This window comes from Aeromonas sp. QDB20 (assembly GCF_027707805.1).
Lineage (GTDB): Bacteria > Pseudomonadota > Gammaproteobacteria > Enterobacterales > Aeromonadaceae > Aeromonas > Aeromonas dhakensis.
On sequence record NZ_JAPCJC010000033.1, the window covers coordinates 1 to 19,038 of the forward strand.

The window sequence follows — 19,038 nt, forward strand, 5'->3', positions numbered from 1 at the left end:
CGGAGTTTAACAAGAGGTATTGGAGAACTGCTCAGGCTGCTTGATCCGGGACTGTCCGATCTTGTCAGGACACCTCATGTGAGGTATCCTGATTTTCACAGACAGTCCCAGTTGTTACGCTGAGACAATCGGGGGTATTGAATGAAATTGAGAGAACACTATTAACCGGAGTTTCGGGCAGAGGCGGTTCGACCGGTGTTGGGGCAAGGCCTCAGCCAAGCTGCAGCCGCCAGAAGGTTGAGTATTGCCAAAGGCACACTGAGTCGCAGCCAGAGGAGGAAAGGAGATATCGTTCTCGGAGCGAGTTCTGTCGCCGAACTGGAGGCAGAAGTGGCCCGGCTACGCAACGCTCTCGCACAAGCCAACATGGAGCTCGACATCATAAAAAGGCTGCGTACTTTGCTCAGGAGTCACTGCCAAGTACGCGTGGATAGTCAAGTAGCAGAACCTCTATCCCGTTTCCGTTATCTGTCGCGTACTGGAGGCGTCTCGTGCAGTTTTCTACCACTGGCGCCAGCGTCCATCGTCACAGCACCAACAAGAAGATGAGCAACTCAAGGTTGCCACAGCAAGACGCGCCAGATCTATGATGCAGTGCGTTTACAAGCTGAGCTCGCTGCAGAAGGATTTTACGCTAGGCTGGACCGGATTGGGCTATTGCGCCGTGAAATGGGTTGCGTTTCAAACAAAAGCGCAAATTCAAGGTTACTCCCCATTCTTCCCATTCCCCGCCGGGGCGGAGAATGTCCTAGGTCAGGTCTTTGCACCGACAATGCCCAACGAAGTCTGGACTGGCAATATCACCTGTCGTGGGATGAGGGATGAGGGCAGGCTCTATTAGGCAAGGCTCAAGGATGTGTTTACCTGTGAAATAGTGGGCTATGCGATGGGAGAAAGAATGACTACCAGGTTAGTCAGTCAGGCGCTGTTTCGAGTAGTGCAACAGAAGAGGCCGCCCGCTGGACTTATATTACAAAGACCGAGGCAGTTAGCATAGTGCTGAGGCTTACCGAGCTCTCCAGATACAATTTGGCATGCAGACCTCTAGTCACGTAAGGGGAACTGCTTCAACAATGTCCCTATCGAAATATTCTGGGGGGCTCTTAAAAATGAACTTGTTCAAGGCCATAGATTTAAGACGATAGCGGAGGCCAAGGCCGCGATTAAGGAATACATAGAGATTTTTACAACCGCGAACGTCGGCATTCACGACTTGGCAATGTCAGCCCGACGGAGTTTAACAAGAGATATTGGAAAACGACTCAGACTGCTTGTTCCGGAACTGTCTGATCTTGTCAGGGCAAATCAATCTGGATTCTGACTATTTTGGTGTCGACGTCGTCATAATTATTCATCAGGCGCGTCATATCAGGAGCTTCAAAAGGAAGCTCGTTAGACCACTAGATTCACTCACGATAGTTGCATCGAATGCATTGGAGCCTAGTGCTGGAGTAAAAATATAAACATGTTGCATATTATAGGCTTTCAAAATATACATGAACACCTTAAAAAATATCATAGTACGATATATGTATCAAGAAAAATTCCTATGCAATGCATCGCATAGCCTTAGGGTACTATTAGGCAGATAACATCTAAAATATATACTATATGCACAGGCTCTCACCCAAACTAAAAAAATAATAATTTTAGGTTTTTTTTATTTTCTTTTGTTAATAAAGAATCCGCGAAAGTAAGTAGCATTAACCTAGTAATGCTAATGTAATTGCTTTCACTTTCAGATGTGATACACAACACAAACTGTGAGAGCCAAAAAACATTGGTATCTTACAAACCCAAATAACACACTCCTTAACAATTCAATCCCGTGAAAATAATTTTTTATTTTTTAACGCGGATAAAAAATTAGGGCTATCATATGTTCTCATTAAGCTTGGTGGATATTGGAAGTGGGATAGAGCATATTTTCATCAAATCAAGGCATGACTTACAATCATTAGATGCCCTCATAGCAGATACAACAGAGAAGAAGTTATGCCAGCTTGTTACCGCACTAAACCTAGCCAAAAAAATCAAGAACGCACTACCATCAGATGCAAACCAAGTCATTTTTCATTTAGATTTTGAGAAAGAGCTTTTTTTTCAGCATTGCCTATATAACTTGATATATAAATACACACAGCACTTCAATATAGCCTTGGATTTTGACAATATTCCCGATTTCGAGGAAAACAATGACAGAATATTCATGAAAAACATATTATCATTAACTGCTATTGGTGTGGATTTTTGGATGACAAATTGCCGCACAAACGTGACAAATCTGCGTGATACTGACCTATTTGATTGGGATGGTTTTATCTTGGACTCAGCTTACATCGCGAATAATTTCAGTCCCAATGGAAAGCTTAAAGGAGACTGCTTAGTACGTCATCTACTAAAAAAGTCCGTACCAATTGGGGTGAACATTGATTTGCGTAGTCACAATGGCTCGGTGTTAAAAAAATCCGGAGTAACCATCTTCAGAAAAAGCGAAGTCTCATGACCACAATACCAACTAGTAAGCCAGCTCTAATCTTTGACCTTCATCACATTTAATGCACATACAAACAAACAAACAAACATAGGATAATTATTTTATATTTTTTTATTGTTTTTATGATTTTTTAGCACCCAAATTAATCTATCTTTATCATGAATTTCACGAATAATTCAACAAAAGCAGTGGGAATATACAATGAGAAGAATAAGCATGAAGGACTTAATGCTATCTCTGTCGGATAAAAGGAACTTTATCACAACTCAAGATGGACGATTTCGCATGGATCTTGATAGCGGTGTTTACTACGACAATGAGACTATGATCGGTCGCCTAGGCTTGCGAGAATTACATGTTTTTTCACTATTACTTGCTCACCAAGGGAAATTGGTTTCTCGTGAATCTATTTTAACTATTGTCTGGGGTGACCGCGTCGTTACAGAGACAGTTGTAACTGTTGCCATATCAAAAATACGAACATTACTGAAAAAAATCTGTGGTAACGGAGACTATATCATCACGGTCAGTGGCTGTGGTTATATATTTAATGCTGAGCAAACAGGCATGGTTGTAGCGGAAGAATCCCCTCCCCCATAAAAGTGACTCTTTTACATGACTATCATTAACCTCTTTCATTTCTTACATGGAAATGCAAGAGGTTTATTTATTTCACTCAAGATGAGTGTAGTAGCTAACAGGGGCCGACATTAAATGAACGTCAATGGGAACATTTAACAGCACATGTTTTTTACCCACCAAAGAAATTACTTCTGACGCTATCTGCTCATCCATATGCTCATATTCTATTACTGACCCATTTATCGATGAGTCTTGAATAAGAGACAACAAACCAGGCCAAGAAAACGTTAGGGGAAATATGTAAAGTTCTTTAACACCGATATTTCTAAGACGCAGAAAAACTTCTCTAACATGAGCATTTATGTTAACTGACGCCACAATAAATAATACGATTGAAAACTGTTGGCAGTATGGGATAAATTCAGACTCAATCCCTTTTATAGCCAGCAACTCCGTGTCAACTAAAAATATAAATCGTTGTGGATCGTTGGGGTAATTAACCCGTTCCGCCATAGATTGAGCCAAACAAAGACATTGAGACAACACGGCTACTGAACCTATAGAAGCACCAGAAGATGATTTAAACTGAGCCAAGTTATTTACAATAACACCAGAGATGGCTCTCTCTGTAATATCGAACAATAGTGCGTTATTTTTCATGGTTGCTCCGAATTTTTATGCACATAAAATAACAAAAACATAATAACAACTATTACGTTTTCCGGTGAAGTTGAATAACATTCTGGAATATGTGAACAATATTTCTGGAACGGAAACATAAAGGGAGTAATCGAGCAGAAGTTGAGTTTTTCGGAGAGGCATCTTTTCGACTTACTGACCAAACCTGCCGCCTATACGCAGCGCGGCAGCTGTTGACACATTGGGTTGCTTCTTGTCCCTTAATTCGACTCTAGAACACCGGTTCTGAGTAATCCGAAATAGATGTTAATTTTCGACTGGAATATGCGTCTATCAAGCTTTAGAACTATGATATAGGTTCAAAATATAGTCATAAAAAACACTTAAGTTATGCGTCATGAAGTCATGAAGTCATGAAGTCATGAAGTCATGAAGTCATGAAGTCATGAAGTCATGAAGTCATGAAGTCATGAAGTCATGAAGTCATGAAGTCATGAAGTCATGAAGTCATGAAGTCATGAAGTCATGAAGTCATGAAGTCATGAAGTCATGAAGTTATGAAGTCATGAAGTCATGAAAATATCGAGTCAGCAAAAACGAAGCTATTTTCATAGTAAAGCATATATCCCCGCCACGAATGACGGGGCTAAACAGAAAAGAGGCTAACTGAGGTTGGCTTGAGCTATAGCCTAGAAACGCTTTGCCGAAAGACTCGTTAGCAATTGAACATATAGTCGATAAGCACACTACTTTGTTGGTGTGGGTACACTCTTATCTTTGCGATAATCATAGATGTAATTATATCTATAATAGTTACCAGACCGTTTTTCAATGCCATTCAGCAATACGCCTTTAATATTCACACCACTTTGTTCCAAACGGCGAATACTTACGTCTACTTCGGTAGCAGTCGTTTTGGCATAACGAGCAATAAGAAGTGTTGTCCCCACATGCTGCCCTATGATCGCAGCATCAGTGACCGCCAGAATAGGAGGCGAATCAATGACCACAAAATCATAGTGCTGAGTCGCCCATTCTAACAACTCCTTGAATCGTGGTAACATCAATAACTCTGCTGGATTAGGAGGATAAATCCCGGTAGATATGACATCCATGCTCTCAAAACCGGTGGGGACAACCAGAGCCTCAAGAGATAGCTGACCTGATAGGTAGGCACTGAGACCATTGTTTCTTTCATGTGAAAATATTTTATTTAACTTGCCGCGCCGCAGATCTGCATCGATAAGTAACACCTTCTTCCCACCCATCGCCAAAATTGCAGAAAAGTTTGCTGAAATAAAACTTTTTCCAATTTCAGGACCGGAACCGGAGATAAGTAAAATATTATTTTTTGCCTCCAACATCGCAAAATGTATTGTTGTCCGTAGATTACGAAGCGATTCAATAGCGAGATCGGCTGGGTTTTTTGATGCCAACAACGACTCTGTCAAGCTGAGATTTTTCCTTCTTTGCAGGATCTTGGTAATCTCGAGTTGTTGGGGAGATGTTGGAATTGTTGCATAGACAGACACGCCCAACTCTTCCAACTGTTCAGAGTTTTCAACACCACGATGGAAGGTAGCTCTGAGCAGAACAAATCCGACAGCCAACATGGCACCAGCAATAACGCCCAGCACAACTATCAGGGCTTTCTTCGGCTTGACCGGTTGGCTCTCTACAGCTGCCACATCGATAATGCGCACATTACCTATCGTGCCAGCTTTCATGACTTTCAGTTCTTGTAGTTTATTAAGTAACTGGACAAAAATTTCCTGACCAACATTCACATCACGAGTTAATCGCAAAATACCCTGCTGAACTTGGGGTAACTTCTTTATTGACTCGTTAATCGCCTTCTTAGTATTTAGTAAGGTTTGACGTTGTTCAAGCAATGCCACATAAGCAGGGTGCTGACGGGTATATCGTTGCTGCATCTCAACCTCACGGAAGGTGAGTTCATTGAGTTGCTTTTCGATATCAACCATGGTTTCCAGTGCGGACTTTGCTTCCAACGAGAGATCTACTGACTCATTTTTCTGTCGATAGGTATTCAGCTCGTTTTCTGCTCTCTCCAAATCCTCACTCAGCTTTGGCATATTCTCTGTAAGAAAATCAAGGCTTTTCTCGGCCTCTTCGGAGCGGCGTTTAACATTCTGCATCAGGTAATTGTTGCTGATGCTATCCAGCACGCGCCGAATGTTCTCCTTGTTTTCCCCTTCCAGTGCGAGCAACAAGATCCCTGAATTTTTTCCCTTCTCACTCACCTGCAAGGCTTTCTGTAGCTCTGATACCACATCCAACTTGGTACGTTTGGACAAAATAAATTGCTGGCCAACATCTGCTCGAAGAGAAGAAATCAGTATGCGAATACCATTGTGTGCAATCACTTGTCCAGGCATGCCCTCCAACACAAATCCATTAATCGTAATAGTAAAATGGCTATTGTCAGTCACTGTTAATAAAAACGGCGTATCAGTCAACTGCCCAGGGACATCAAAACGCTCCAGAACCAACTCAGGCATCGACTTGCCTAGCAACTGCGAAATCCCACGCCCAACAACCGGAAAAAAAACAGGACTAACATGGTTATCAAGGTGCAAGTCATCAACGGTCTTGCCAATTACCATGCGCGAGGTAAGCAACTCAATCTCGGCAAGAGAATCGGATTGCTCTGTGCCAAGGATGTTCGCCATATCGCCTAACAGAGCGCTACCACTTGCTTTTCGTTCTACTTGTAACAATGCCGATGCCTTATAGATTGGCGTTGCCATCATCGTATAAAAAATACTAATCAACAAGAATAAAGTGGTACAACCGATAATCCACCAACGCCCGTCAATTAAAATACCAAGCAGCTTATGAAGATCAATTTCATCCTCATTTGGCCAAGATGATTGAGGTCTATTAGACATTAAAAAGGCACCTTAGATTATAATTAAATATAAAGAGAAAAACCAACACATTATTATATTAGTGAATGATGCGAATGAGAGTTAGTGGAGACCGCGAAAGCTCATAACCAAGCACGTTGGGCATTTCATTTCGAAATGAGAACACATTCATCTTGCTGAATAAGTTACATTTCCCCGATAAAAGTGGCTCACAACTTGCCGACCCAGCTATCAGCCGCACGAGCAAGAGATTGATATATGTATTCATGAGCATCTTTACTCATTCCATAAGCATCGGTTATTTCATGCTGTGCCAACCAATGACCAAATAAAAGTATTTTGCCACGAACACTAGGTGCAATATGATGAACCGCACTAATATGTTCTCTCTCCATAACCAGAATTAAATCCGCATCCTGGCAGAGCTGATGGGTTAACTGTCGGGCAATGTGTCCATCGAGCAACACACCATGAGCGGCAGCGACTAAACTAGCAGTGCTGTCAGCCGGCTGCCCTTCCAAGGCGGCAATACCAGCAGAACTGATCATTTTTTGGGGATAGTGAAGACGTAGCAGACGTTCAGCTGTTGGCGAACGACAAATATTTCCGATACAAACAACCAGAATATTGTCAAACATTGCTTATTCCTCACCAGTTTCTCACCCGCAGCATGCCTTCAGTCAACTCGTTAAAGCCTGTAATTGAAGGTACTAGCTGGCTCAACACACGGTTCCAGCGCGTCACCGGGGCCGTGGTGACATAGACCACATCGTAAGGTTGCAACGCAAACTCGGTGCCCATCACCAGCGCGGTGGCATCACTGAGGTCGAGCTGATAGATGGCGGCTTTCTCTTGCGCTTTCGCGGCGGGGCGCAATACGAAGATGCCGGTGGCATTGGCAGCATTCTGGTTAAGCCCCTCGGCACTGCTCAGTGCTTCGGTCAAACTCATCCCTTCACGACCAATGGTCAGGGTGGCAGCCTTGTTGACCTCCCCCATTACAAAGACTTTCTGGGCATCGTTGCGTGGCACATACAGCATGTCGCCGTCACGCATCAATTGATTGTGAGAGAGATCCCCATACTGAAGCAGATCCTGCATGGAGAGCGGATACTCCTTGCCCTGGCGGGTCAGTACCACATGGTGCCAATCCGCAGTAGGGGTCATCCCCCCCGCCAGATTGAAAGCATCGAGTAACGTCAACGGGACATTGGTGATGGGTTGAGCCCCCGGCTTGGCTACCTCACCGGAGATATAAACCTTCTGGGAACGAAAAGCAGCGATACTGACATCGACCTGCGGGCTTTCAATAAACTGTGCCAAGCGCTTAGCGATATCAGCGCGTATCTCCGGCACTGTGTTACCCACAACCGCAACCTTACCGATATAGGGATAAAAGATGGAGCCATCAGCATGCACCCAGTTGCCCGCTTCACTAGCACTGCGGTAAGAACCTGCAGGTATGGTCAACTCGGGGTGATCCCACACAGTGACATTAAGGATATCCCCCACCCCAATACGGTACTCATAACGGCTGATCTCACTATCAAGCTCGGGGTTAGCCTTGCCCACGACCGGGGGCTTGCGCATAGTGCCCAGCAGAGCAGGCGTGACCGGATACACTTCGGCCAACTGATCAACATCGACCGAACCGGTTGCCACCTCGGTTTTACCACTGATCGACAGATTGGTGCCCGGCACCACAGTACATGCGCCAAGCAATGTCACCATGGGCAACAGAAAAAAAAGCTGAATCTTTTTCACTAACACACCTTTTTGCTAAATACCCGTTAATACGCAACTGAAACTTGACATCCTCCGCTCTATAGAACGGAGATTCCAACTGGTGATTCCTGTTCGTTCGTTTTTGATTTCACTTGATCCCCGCCTTGCAATTCCTCAACATTGATGACTACGCGTGACGGATAATTTTGTGAGTACGGCGCCGTTGTCGCCGTGGCAGGATAGGCATCCACTCAGTCCTTTGGGTATGGCCTTGTTTGATTAGGTTATTAGTCATGAACTCAAACAAACTGGACTGAGATCCAGTGCGCCCACATGAGTATTTGAAATTCGAGCCAAACGCAGCAAGCATGTGTCGTTGTAAAATTCAGCTAACTGGAGCTTGGCACGATTGAACATTAAATGAACTTCAACAGCACACCAGTCGTTCATTTGCATTCATCAGGCGTTCATGAACTTGCCTTGGACTGAGATCTCTTCCTCTATCAACCGATTCGGAACAACCAGTCATTTAGGGTTTCTCGCACGAAAGGTGATAAGAAAACCAAAAAAAGACGTGGCTACCGCAGGACGCCGACAACTAATTTGCATCAAAAATTTATAGCAAATGAATTTTGTGCAATTTTATCAAACAACAAAGCGCCCAATTGAAATTAAAGGAATATTAAATGATTACAAAATAATTAATTTAATTGGAGACTACGTCTTAGAACATATCCCAAAAAAAGTTGTCAGATAATAAATGTTATGTGAGAGTTTCTAAGGGTTGGATGGTGGGCGAAAACTGGCTGATTGGTCAAAGGGAGTGAACAAATTGCAGCCACTACCTGTCATCAAAAAAATGAATCGCAAGCGCAACGCTGGCGGAGTGTACCCACCCGCCATGGCGGTGTGTCGGGCGCTGATGCATGGTCTACATCAGTGTCGGCGCGTCTCAACGGTGTCGCGTGATCAGGCAACGAGTCGCCACGAGCGACTACTGCTCCACTTTGTGTGGCTTTGGCTCACAGGCGAACTGGGGTTAGTCAGACACCCGGAGCAAATGCCGACGCTCACTGTGGTCACAGGCAGTGAATCGTGCCGTCCCCATGCCTTGCGGCGGGTTAGGTTAAATAATATCTCATGGGTGGAGTATGCCCTGCCCTACCCCACTGAGCAGGACGTGGAGTGGTTATGGCAACCGGTGCCCAACGGCCTTAATCACTATTTTGTCATGGCGCTCAGCCACAGCACCGAGCACTGGCGGTTGAGTGAGTCAGACAAGGTCGCATTTTGCCAGCTTTTAACCGGTAGATGGCGGGTACCGGCACGACTAAGGGGGGGGGGCGACAAGCCCTATTTGGCTATTTTCGCACCATGGCAGCGCTGGATGACAAGCTATCTAGCCTCGCAAAATGGGCGCTCTTGGGTGAGGCTGGCCGGCATCATCGCGCCGCATGCACATATCAACGCCAGAGCAGTGATGCGATCCGGGCTCAGATTTTTCAGGCCCACACCCGCTATCTGGAACGGCTGCGGTTAACCCTGACCAACCACCCACTCGCGATACGACTTCAGGTTCCCGTACCTGGCCAAGACGAATGGCAACCGCTGCTGCAACTGACCACCCCACTCCCGCAACACCTGACGACCCCGGGGCGCACCCAGGCTTACCATTTGGATCAAAGCGCTGGCAGCAAAACCTATATCGCGCTGCCGATGATCAATATCGGCTCACCGCGCTCACTGGCGATAGAACAGGTGCGTACCTTCTTTAGTCACCTGCATGAGGTGGGTCACTCTCGCTCGCATCACCTGTATCGCCTGTCACCACTGTGCGCGCTGATCAACTTTCGCGCCGCCGAACTCGCCCTCCTGTTTATTGCCCTCACAGGGACCCGTCCTACCCACACCATCAGTGTGACACGTGAGCATTGCTATGAGCGACGAACTGCGATCGTGTATGACAAAGGGCGCTGGCGAGCCATTTATCTGTGTGAGCACCTGCGCCAGGCGCTGATCCGCCTTGAGGGCCTATACGAGCGACTGACACACATGACCGGGACACCGCAGAACTCTCCATTGCTATGGTACCAGGTGCAGCGTTGTGGACGAGACCAGGTCAATATCGTACCGCTGTGTGCCAGGACACTGCGCACATTTATGGCTGAACACTGGCAAAATGGTGTGGGCACAACGCCAGCCCCTGTGCCCTACCAACTGCGCCATCTGTTTGCCCAACATGCGCTGGACAGTACTGACCCACAGCTGACCACGCAGGAGATCGATCGGCTGATGGGACATGCCGACCTTGGCGAGGAACTGGGTAGAGCCAACCATTTTCCCATCTCACAGACCAGGCTGACACGCCATCTTGAACGGATGGTGGACTTTTTGCAGCTACCTATCATCAAGGAACGATAAGTTGTTAGATCATAAGGATGTTGCTCGTTACCTGCAGGATCAGGGGTTGACGGAGATCGCGAGCAGCGATCTGGAGTGGATCTGTGCTCGGCTGTACATGGAGAGTTCTGAGCGTCGCCTCACCTCCGATACCCTCAACACCCTGGCTCGACAGATTGCGGCGATCCCGACAGGCCGCCAGCGCCAGTTGCGACAAGCGCGCAATCAGGTACTGCTCTACCTGGGGAATATATGTGAGTGGACTCTGCCAGCACCGCTGGCACCATTATTGGTCGATCATGCACAACAGTGGATGGCGGCGATCCAGCACTACAATCACGATGCCGGTCGGTTACGCCGGGGCTATCAGCAGGCGCGCCAGCAGTTTTTGCGCGCGCGCGAGCCATCACTTGGTTTTGTACTCACGGCACTGATGGTGGAGGTGGCTCCGCTGCCGCTACGTTACTGGCAAACAATGCTAGCAAGCTCCGCCCCACTACGCTGTTTTGAGGGGCAGTTTACCCTTGAGATCCCCCATCCCAGCCCCCTCGCAGCTTATGCCAGCCGTACACAGCCGAGCATCACCCGGCTACCACTCAGTGCATTTGCCTATCGCCTGCTAACTGAGCAACTGGCGCTGCAGGATGCACCGCCCACAATGACAGCGACACTGCGAGCCCTCAATCACTATCTACAGACTGCCCCCTATGGGCTGGCTAACCGCAGCGCTGCAGATTGGCAGCGCACAGCATTAGCGCTGTGGCACCACCATCACCAGGTGCCGCCTGACCTGCTGCGTGATATCTCGGATCCAATGCGCCATGTGGGCACACTGAGCCCCGCCACCGGTGGCCAAGTATCAGCCAACTTGGCAGAGACGTTGTTCCAGCAACCACACAGGGGGCTGGCGCTCATCGGAGACAATATCGTGCCTGCCCTGCTCCACCGATATGTCACGGACCTGATGGTCGATGGCGGGATCAAACAGCCCAGATTGCCTGCAAACACTCTCGCGCGTTACACCAATTTTTATAACCATCTACCACCGCTCTCTGTCGATCAGGCCGCAGATCCTGAGGCGCTGATCAGCTGGGCTCGCACCAGCCTGGCCGCGCTGAGCGATACCGAATCACAACAATGGCATTTTTTTCAATTTTTGCGCAGCGTAGCTCAGCAATCCTTGACCGAACATTTGGATCTTAGCCTGTTTGAACGCCCTACACTCCCTGTCCGGGTCGACGCCTTTCGCCTGTCTACGGCGCAGGTGCATCAACTGATCACACAGCTCATCAGCGTCAACAAGGGTCATGCGTTACAGCGGCTGTTTGCGGCAGTAGCGGCCTTGCTCGGCTACTATGGCGCGCTGCGCCGTGGTGAAGTGTTGCGGCTGCGGGTCGGCGATATACGTAATATCCCCGATCACCCCGACAGCTTTGAGCTGATAATCACCGGCACCCGTGAAGGGCGCACGAAAAACCGACAGACCCGGCTGGTCTATCCGGTGTTGCCGGAAATTGCAGCCAAACTGTTGCGGGTAGTGATCAAAATCCATGCACACAGCGCTCCGCAGCAACCATTGCTGGGATTTTGTGATGAATCGATAGCATCACGCGCAGCCCATTATCTCTACCCTGTCACCCAAGGCCTGAAAGCGCTGTTTGGCAATCAGGCTCGATTTCATCATTTGCGCCATTCAGGGGCTGAACTACTCCCCCTCCAAGGGCTGCATCTTGCCTATCAGCGTGATGAAGAGCATCTTGCTGACGTGCTCAACGATCGTATGATGCAAGACATGCTCACCCCCGCCGCTTGCCGGGCACGCTTTGATTTTTGGCTCGACGGGCGGGACTGGGCACAGGTTAACGATACGATTTTACTCGATGTGATCAGCGGTCAGTTGGGACACGCCCATTACGCGACCACGCGTCGCCATTATTGACATGGCCTGGAGCGCATCATGCCGCTATTTTGGCCGCGTCATCGCCTCTACTCCCGAGATGAACTGCGCTATGTCCTTGGAATGTCAGCCCACTCGAATGGTGTTTCGCGGGTATTGTCACGGTTGTGCCCAGGTTATGCGGACCTATCAAATCAGGCAAAAAAAGCATTTTCTCCCACTCTCAGTGAAAGAGCATTGTTTGCCAAGATAGTGCCCAAAGCGGTGCCAGTAACACTGAGCAGCAGCACAGACGCACAAGAGTGGCTACGATGCTGGCTGAGTAACGCGCCCAGGCATTGGCAACAAGGCTCTCAGTTTGAACTGCTCAATGGTGAGGTGCTACACCGGTTAGCCAACGGCACCCTTGATATGAACACGCTAAGCAGGGCCTGGAAGTCACTGGGTGAGCACGGTGGATTGATACTCGATGCGCCCACCATTCGGGCATTACGCATACTTGGCATACTTGGCATACCGCAAGCCACCGCGAATAAAGCAAGAGGCTCGGATGCTTCTCTGACATGGCTGTTTCGTTGTGGTTGTAACCGCCAAACGGCGCAGTCCTTCGCCACCCTGCGCCAGCTCCAGAACCGTAAAAGTCTTAAAAGTGCCAAATATGACTTGGTTCGCCAACATTTTGCCCATCGCCACGATCAGGTCTCTCGCAAGATCATTCCAGAGGGCAGCACCCACCTGCAGATCCAATTCACCACGCATCAGCCTGCCGATCTGTTGATGGGCCCACTGAACACGTTTTTTGACTCCATCATCGGTGGTGACTGCGATTTTCCAAATGTGGTGATGATCTCGCACGAGCAAGAGTGGGGACTTAAAGTCGGACAGTGGGCACTATGTGCCAGCGCGTTCAAAGCGCTGTGGCAAAAGGAGATGGCTAGCGCAAGCGCTGATCAGACTATCAGCCTCGCGGTACACTATGAACGCCACAGTGAGTATCCACGCATCGATAGCCTGCTGGCCCAAGGCTCCAGGATCTACATTCAAGCCAAAGCCGCAATTGCGGAGCATCTGACCTTTTTGAACACATTACTGACAGCGATCGACATCAGGATGCCGGTCGACTCAGCGCGGGTGATGCGGGAGGTAGCCGATACCCATCGGCCTTTTGACACCTTTGAAATCGACCGAGATCAACAAAAGATCCGCATTGAGCGCGACAACGATCTCCATGCTTTCGCGCTGCCCGTGGGCTATGCACCGGAACGGCGTTGTTTCCCAAATCAACCATCAAGCAGTAACTGCCCCAGCCCCAGGTGACCGCTACACTCGGGGCTTTCTGACAGGTAGGCCAAGGGTATTCAGTTTATTTATGGCGCTTACATACGCCATGACTTCTCCCACTTGGCCGTTGTAGTTACGAAGACTGATTTTTCCCGCCAGCAACTGCTTGAACCGATACATTGCCGTCTCTGCCAGCGAGCGACGGTGATATCCCGATATCTTCTTCCAGTGCGCCAGCCCTTCCTTGCGCATTACCAGCACAGCCTCATTTCTTGGATGTCCCTTTTCCCATAGCCCTGCGTTCTTGCGGGGCGGAATACAGGCTGTCGCCCCTTTGCGCGAGATAAGCTGATGGCTGGCTTTGCTGTCATAGGCGCCATCCGCATAAACACGTCCCAGCTTGCGCCGCAGTGGATTGAGCAAGGTCGGTAACACCTCTGCATCATGGACATTTTCCAGCGAGACTTCCGCCGCCACGATATCGTGGGTTGCCGGGTCTACCGCCAGATGCAACTTGCGCCAGACTCGCCGTTTCTCGGCGCCGTGTTTTCTGACCTTCCATTCGCCTTCACCAAACACCTTCAGCCCGGTTGAGTCGATGACCAAGTCGGTGATACGCCTCTTGGCGAGTTGTCGATAGGACACTTTCACCGTGCGAGCGCGCTTGCTGACACAGCTGTAGTCCGGTGCGCACAGCGGCACATTCATCAACTCGAACAGAGAGTCGAGTAGTCCCTGAGTGGCCCGCAGAGTGAGGTTGAAAATCCCCTTGAGCATCAGGAAGGTACAAATGGTCTGGTCGGTGTAGAGCTGGCTGCGGCCCCGCCGCCCATGATGGTCGTGATGGAACCAGTTACTCATGGCCTTGTTATCAACCCAGAAGGTGAGTGAACCACGGTTAATCAAAGACTTGTTGTATTTAGGCCAGTTGGTGATGGGGTGAAGCGACGTGCCCATGATGCAGATTTGAAGAGGATGGTGGTGATCAGATCACCAAGTCTTTAGTTGGTTCCATTCAAACTGCATCTATTTGGGAAACAACGCCGTTTTTATCATGTTTGTTGATTTCAATTTTCTCCACGATGTGTATTCAAGCGGTCTTGTTAAGTGGATGGGCTGTGAATGATTTTAAAATATTTTAATGTCTTTTTTATATTAATTGCACGCATTGTTGTCTGATACAGTTAAAAAAGATTAATTGGCAGTATTTTTTTTGGATGCATAATTATTGTTTGCGTCATGCGGTAGCCATGCCTTTTGATTGGCGTTTTGCTTCATGCACGTTTATACAGCAGCTCATTTAAGGGGGCACGCTGTAATCATATCTGCTCCAGTAATGGAATACTGCAAGATGAAAAAATTATCTGCCAACCAATGATAGTCCTTAGTATACAAATCACCCTTTTGTATATACCCCTGTTTATATTTTTTTATTTTATGGACATCACATTATGACTGTACATGGAATGTTTGCGTCTTGCTTATTTGCATTTATTGGCACTGCACTGGCTATCGCGTGTTTGGTTCCTATATCTGGCAAACTGCAACTTGTTGATTTACCTAATCAACGTAAACATCATGTAGGCGCTATTCCGCTGATTGGCGGTATTGCTGTATGCATTGGTGTATGTCTCAGCGTATTTTTTACGTTCCCCACCCATAGTGCGATCATTAACGTCATGCTGGCATGTGCAGCTTGCATGGTGGTCATCGGCGCTATCGATGATGCGAAAGATATCTCGCCGATACTCCGGCTTGTCCTACAGGCCTTCCTCACCCTAGCTCTTTGCCTGTCGACCGATATCAGTCTTCACCAGTTTGGTGATGTGCTTGGTATCGGTAATCTGACCATTCCATTTGTGGATCTGCTGATTGCCATCGTTGCTGTGTGCGCCGCCATCAATGCCTACAACATGATGGATGGCATCGATGGCCTGGCGGGCAGCATGGCTGGTATTTCGCTGATTGGGCTTTACGTATTGTTCGGTAGTTCTATGCCGATGATGGCTAACATCTGTCTGGTCATTACCGTTGCCCTGGTTCCCTATTTGGTGATGAACCTCAATGTACCCCCCTTCAAACGCAAGATATTCATGGGCGATGCCGGCTCCATGTTCCTCGGCTTTATCATCGGCTATCTGGTGTTGTTTGGTTCGCAGCATCACGAGCTGGTACCGGCATTTCGCCCGGTCACTGCGCTCTGGCTGATCGGCCTGCCGCTGATGGATATGGTCGGGGTTATGATCCGCCGTATTCATAAAGGCCAGTCACCTCTGCGCCCGGATCGCAATCACTTGCACCATATTTTGTTGCACGCCGGTTTTACTCCCCGCGAATCCCTGCTGCTAATCGTTGTTGCCAATTTGGGTATTGTTTTCTTCGGTATTGTGGCTGAACAAGCTAAAGTCCCGGAATGGCTGATGATGGTGCTGTATCTACTCGTCTTTGCGGCTTATTCGCTCTGTCTGGCTCATGCATGGAGATTGGGGCGGTGGGTGAAAGGCTTAAAAGCACCCGCTTCTGATTCTGCGCGAATCAAAAGCTAAAAAATGAGTATCTCTTGCAAGTCCTTGCAGGGCGGGGGGCGTAATTTTTCCCTGGGCGGTAAACCAGGGCAAGATCATGAACGTTTGTTGTTCCAATTGCTCCAGTTGTTGACCCCGAAGATCGTGGTGTGATCTTATGCTCTTTTTTTGAGGACATAAGCATGGATATCGACAGCATCAAGAAAATTATATTGTAGCATTAATGTATATACATTGCATTTATATATCGGCAGCACAGCTAATGTAATTTAAAAAATAGAATTTTGTCCTGAAACCTTTATAAGTGAATTCGAGAAAAATGAAAAAAATTCTACATATTGTTGAGGTGTTGGAGCCTATTGGTGGTACATCAAATAAACTACGCTACCTATGTGAAGAGTCTGTTAATGGTTTTGATTGTTATATAATCTGCCTGAACTACTCAAAAATGAACGAAGAATTTGAAAAATTAGGTGTGAAAATAATTGCACTAAATGACACTGGGATTGGCGCGATATTAAAAATTAGAAAACAACTAAGTGATATATCTCCAGACTATGTAGTGACACATTTTACAAGAAGCTTGATTTTTTTTGAGGTAGCATCATTAGGTATGAAAATTAAAAGTTTTCATCATGAACATGGCCCTGCAGATTTAAAGCCTAGGAACATACATAGGAAAATAGAGAAGTATATACTCAGAAATAAAAAATTTGTTGTAAACTCAAACTATACAGCAAAGACGTATATATCCGAATACGGTAAAGAACTAAATCCGATAGTAATTTACAATCCATTCAAATCCAGAAGTTTACCAAAAATAAATTTAGTCGAAAAAGGGTTGAGAGAAATTAATATACTTCATGTGGGTGGTCTAGTAGCTTGGAGAAATCAATCGATAATCATCCATGCGGCAAACATATTAAGTAAAGCCTCCAATATTGCAGTGAATGTATACTTTGTTGGAGATGGAGACGAAAGAATAAACCTAAGTAAAATAGAAATTAACGATAGTGTGAAAGTATATTTCGAAGGGTATCAAACGGACCTTGATAACTATTACAGTAAATGTCAGATATATGTAAACACAGCCACGCATGAAGGGTTTGGTATAGCAACTGTAGAGGCAATGGCTGCTGGTAAGTTGACGTTTGTAGCAAATAGATCCGCGAATGTTGAAATAGTTGATGACAACGTTAATGGTTTTCATTTTGAGGCCAATTGTGCAAAATCTCTAGCTATAAAAGTGGGAGGATTATTACTTTTAGATGGCGAAAAACAGAGGGAAATAGCGCAAGCAGGAATTGAGAAGGTTAAGCAGGAATATACAAAGGAAAAATACTTTAAAAATATATCTTTAGTGTTGGGAAGTCTATGAGTTACTATAGAAATGGTGTATTAACTTCAATGTTAAACGTTGTCGGAAGTATAGTAGCTATTGGAATATTTTCCACTCTCTTAATTTCAAACATGGGCATAGAATATTATGGTGTTTGGAGCTCAATATTTATATTATACGGTCTTGCTTCCTTCACTGATATGGGCCTAACAAAGGCTATAATTCTAGAAAAAGATATAGAAAAGAAGAAGAAAGTTATATCATCTGTAGTACAATTATCTCTTGTTCTTAGTGTCCCTGTGATAATTATCGGATTTACTGTTATTTATTATCTTGGCTATTTTGATGATGTGTTGACTATTCTTTTTTTATGTTTCGCCATTGTTTTTTCAATGAATGCTATTGGCATACTAAAAGCTATACTTGAATCTAACGGAAAGATAACCGCAGTAAACTTAACTTCATTAATCCAAACTATACTATTATATTTAGCCTCATATTTGTCATACAGTCTAACTGCAGAGGTTGAAATTGCAGCGATTGGCGCTGCTTTGTCATCTGTATTTTGTATGATGTTAGGTTTTATATTTTTAAATAAAAAATGCAAAACAAAAATTGAGCATTTAAATTTTAAAGAAGCCATCAAGTATTCTAATAAGGGAATGAAAATTTCCGTAGCTTCTATAATTCATACCGCCTTTCAACCTTTAGTTAGAATTTTTGTCACTGATATATCTGGATCCGCATTGGCTGGAGTGTTAGATATATACTTGAAAATAGCAAATGCTATTACATCTGGACTCAACTCTTTTTCTATTCCTCTACTATATAGATTGGTTAACAGTAATCGGGTCAACAAAAATGAAAAATCTACAATTAATAACCTTTTACTTATAACGATTTTTAGCACCGCAATAGTTGTTTTGTTCTTGAATGTCTATTCAGAGACTATTTTTCCCATCCTAAATTTAGATGTAGAAGATTACCTACATCCGATCGTGATTATTGTTGTATGTTTCGGAATTAAAGCGTCTGTTGAACCTATATCACGTTTTATGTGGGTGGAAGAGCGATTTCTAGAGTACAATATAGCAACTATAGTTATTTTGATAGCATTGTTTTTAATCATTTTTATAAACAAAATGACTGGAGGGACTATATTTTTAGACCAAACTGGGATTTCATATTTGATTTCGTTACCATACCTATTTTCCTCCATGTCATTTTTCTTGATGTTCAAGTTATTACGATAAGTTTAAATA

The 19,038-nt window shown here is 46.0% G+C and carries 13 protein-coding genes and 1 pseudogene; 9 read left to right on the top strand and 5 right to left on the bottom strand.

Annotated elements, in window-relative coordinates; all coding sequences use genetic code 11:
* The first annotated feature begins 141 nt into the window (after nt 1-141).
* The 3 genes and pseudogenes from PG897_RS21550 to PG897_RS21560 all read left to right on the top strand — a co-directional run bounded on the left by PG897_RS21550 (nt 142) and on the right by PG897_RS21560 (nt 3,097).
* Nucleotides 142-1,290 (top strand): annotated as a pseudogene (locus PG897_RS21550) (IS3 family transposase).
* 589 nt (nt 1,291-1,879) lie between these two features.
* Nucleotides 1,880-2,506 (top strand): hypothetical protein, encoded by a 627-nt coding sequence (locus PG897_RS21555; RefSeq protein ID WP_270829376.1) that lies wholly within the window; start codon nt 1,880-1,882, stop codon nt 2,504-2,506.
* A 207-nt stretch (nt 2,507-2,713) separates the two neighbouring features.
* Nucleotides 2,714-3,097 carry a winged helix-turn-helix domain-containing protein gene (locus tag PG897_RS21560; RefSeq protein WP_270829377.1) on the top strand — a complete coding sequence of 128 codons (384 nt, stop codon included), beginning with the start codon at nt 2,714-2,716 and terminating at the stop codon, nt 3,095-3,097.
* 72 nt (nt 3,098-3,169) lie between these two features.
* On the opposite strand, the gene PG897_RS21565 is transcribed toward PG897_RS21560, so the two are convergent.
* The 4 genes from PG897_RS21565 to PG897_RS21580 all read right to left on the bottom strand — a co-directional run bounded on the left by PG897_RS21565 (nt 3,170) and on the right by PG897_RS21580 (nt 8,373).
* Entirely contained in the window at nt 3,170-3,739 is a 570-nt protein-coding gene (locus PG897_RS21565; RefSeq protein WP_270829378.1) for a hypothetical protein, read from the bottom strand.
* Nucleotides 3,740-4,464: 725 nt separating this feature from the next.
* A complete protein-coding gene (locus tag PG897_RS21570; RefSeq protein WP_270829379.1) occupies nt 4,465-6,630 on the bottom strand; it encodes a polysaccharide biosynthesis tyrosine autokinase in 2,166 nt (721 codons plus the stop codon).
* 188 nt (nt 6,631-6,818) lie between these two features.
* Nucleotides 6,819-7,247, bottom strand: coding sequence for an arsenate reductase/protein-tyrosine-phosphatase family protein (locus tag PG897_RS21575; protein WP_270829380.1), 429 nt, complete (start codon nt 7,245-7,247; stop codon nt 6,819-6,821).
* Nucleotides 7,248-7,257: 10 nt separating this feature from the next.
* The gene (locus PG897_RS21580; RefSeq protein ID WP_270829381.1) at nt 7,258-8,373 is read right to left on the bottom strand and encodes a polysaccharide export protein; all 1,116 of its coding nucleotides are present in this window, start codon (nt 8,371-8,373) and stop codon (nt 7,258-7,260) included.
* A gap of 1,335 nt (nt 8,374-9,708) precedes the next feature.
* On the opposite strand from PG897_RS21580, the gene PG897_RS21585 reads away from it, so the two are divergent.
* Genes PG897_RS21585 through PG897_RS21595 form a run of 3 tightly spaced genes read left to right on the top strand, consistent with a single transcriptional unit; the run spans nt 9,709 to nt 13,948 of the window.
* Nucleotides 9,709-10,755, top strand: a complete 1,047-nt coding sequence (locus PG897_RS21585; RefSeq protein WP_270829382.1) for a hypothetical protein — start codon at nt 9,709-9,711, stop codon at nt 10,753-10,755.
* Nucleotide 10,756: 1 nt separating this feature from the next.
* Nucleotides 10,757-12,673 (top strand): site-specific integrase, encoded by a 1,917-nt coding sequence (locus tag PG897_RS21590; RefSeq protein ID WP_270829383.1) that lies wholly within the window; start codon nt 10,757-10,759, stop codon nt 12,671-12,673.
* A gap of 18 nt (nt 12,674-12,691) precedes the next feature.
* On the top strand, nt 12,692-13,948 hold the full coding sequence (locus tag PG897_RS21595; RefSeq protein WP_270829384.1) for a hypothetical protein: 1,257 nt from the start codon (nt 12,692-12,694) through the stop codon (nt 13,946-13,948).
* 3 nt (nt 13,949-13,951) lie between these two features.
* Here the strand turns inward: PG897_RS21595 and PG897_RS21600 are convergent, their stop codons facing one another.
* The gene (locus PG897_RS21600; protein WP_270829385.1) at nt 13,952-14,869 is read right to left on the bottom strand and encodes an IS5 family transposase; all 918 of its coding nucleotides are present in this window, start codon (nt 14,867-14,869) and stop codon (nt 13,952-13,954) included.
* Nucleotides 14,870-15,363: 494 nt separating this feature from the next.
* Between PG897_RS21600 and wecA the strand changes: the two genes are divergently transcribed.
* The 3 genes from wecA to PG897_RS21615 all read left to right on the top strand — a co-directional run bounded on the left by wecA (nt 15,364) and on the right by PG897_RS21615 (nt 19,029).
* The gene (gene wecA / locus PG897_RS21605) at nt 15,364-16,458 is read left to right on the top strand and encodes a UDP-N-acetylglucosamine--undecaprenyl-phosphate N-acetylglucosaminephosphotransferase (RefSeq protein ID WP_270829386.1); all 1,095 of its coding nucleotides are present in this window, start codon (nt 15,364-15,366) and stop codon (nt 16,456-16,458) included.
* Between the two features lie 298 nt (nt 16,459-16,756).
* Nucleotides 16,757-17,815 carry a glycosyltransferase family 4 protein gene (locus tag PG897_RS21610; RefSeq protein ID WP_270829387.1) on the top strand — a complete coding sequence of 353 codons (1,059 nt, stop codon included), beginning with the start codon at nt 16,757-16,759 and terminating at the stop codon, nt 17,813-17,815.
* Entirely contained in the window at nt 17,812-19,029 is a 1,218-nt protein-coding gene (locus PG897_RS21615; protein ID WP_270829388.1) for a hypothetical protein, read from the top strand. The genes PG897_RS21610 and PG897_RS21615 overlap by 4 nt, the downstream gene beginning before the upstream one ends.
* The last annotated feature ends 9 nt before the right edge of the window (nt 19,030-19,038 follow it).

Excerpts from the sequence above, each read along its gene's own strand:
- PG897_RS21555 (WP_270829376.1), top strand. The coding sequence starts at position 1,880 with ATGTTCTCATTAAGCTTGGTGGATATTGGAAGTGGGATAGAGCATATT.
- PG897_RS21560 (WP_270829377.1), top strand. The coding sequence starts at position 2,714 with ATGAAGGACTTAATGCTATCTCTGTCGGATAAAAGGAACTTTATCACA.
- PG897_RS21565 (WP_270829378.1), bottom strand. The coding sequence starts at position 3,739 with ATGAAAAATAACGCACTATTGTTCGATATTACAGAGAGAGCCATCTCT.
- PG897_RS21570 (WP_270829379.1), bottom strand. The coding sequence starts at position 6,630 with ATGTCTAATAGACCTCAATCATCTTGGCCAAATGAGGATGAAATTGAT.
- PG897_RS21575 (WP_270829380.1), bottom strand. The coding sequence starts at position 7,247 with ATGTTTGACAATATTCTGGTTGTTTGTATCGGAAATATTTGTCGTTCG.
- PG897_RS21585 (WP_270829382.1), top strand. The coding sequence starts at position 9,709 with ATGGCAGCGCTGGATGACAAGCTATCTAGCCTCGCAAAATGGGCGCTC.
- PG897_RS21595 (WP_270829384.1), top strand. The coding sequence starts at position 12,692 with ATGCCGCTATTTTGGCCGCGTCATCGCCTCTACTCCCGAGATGAACTG.
- PG897_RS21600 (WP_270829385.1), bottom strand. The coding sequence starts at position 14,869 with ATGGGCACGTCGCTTCACCCCATCACCAACTGGCCTAAATACAACAAG.
- wecA (WP_270829386.1), top strand. The coding sequence starts at position 15,364 with ATGACTGTACATGGAATGTTTGCGTCTTGCTTATTTGCATTTATTGGC.
- PG897_RS21610 (WP_270829387.1), top strand. The coding sequence starts at position 16,757 with ATGAAAAAAATTCTACATATTGTTGAGGTGTTGGAGCCTATTGGTGGT.
- PG897_RS21615 (WP_270829388.1), top strand. The coding sequence starts at position 17,812 with ATGAGTTACTATAGAAATGGTGTATTAACTTCAATGTTAAACGTTGTC.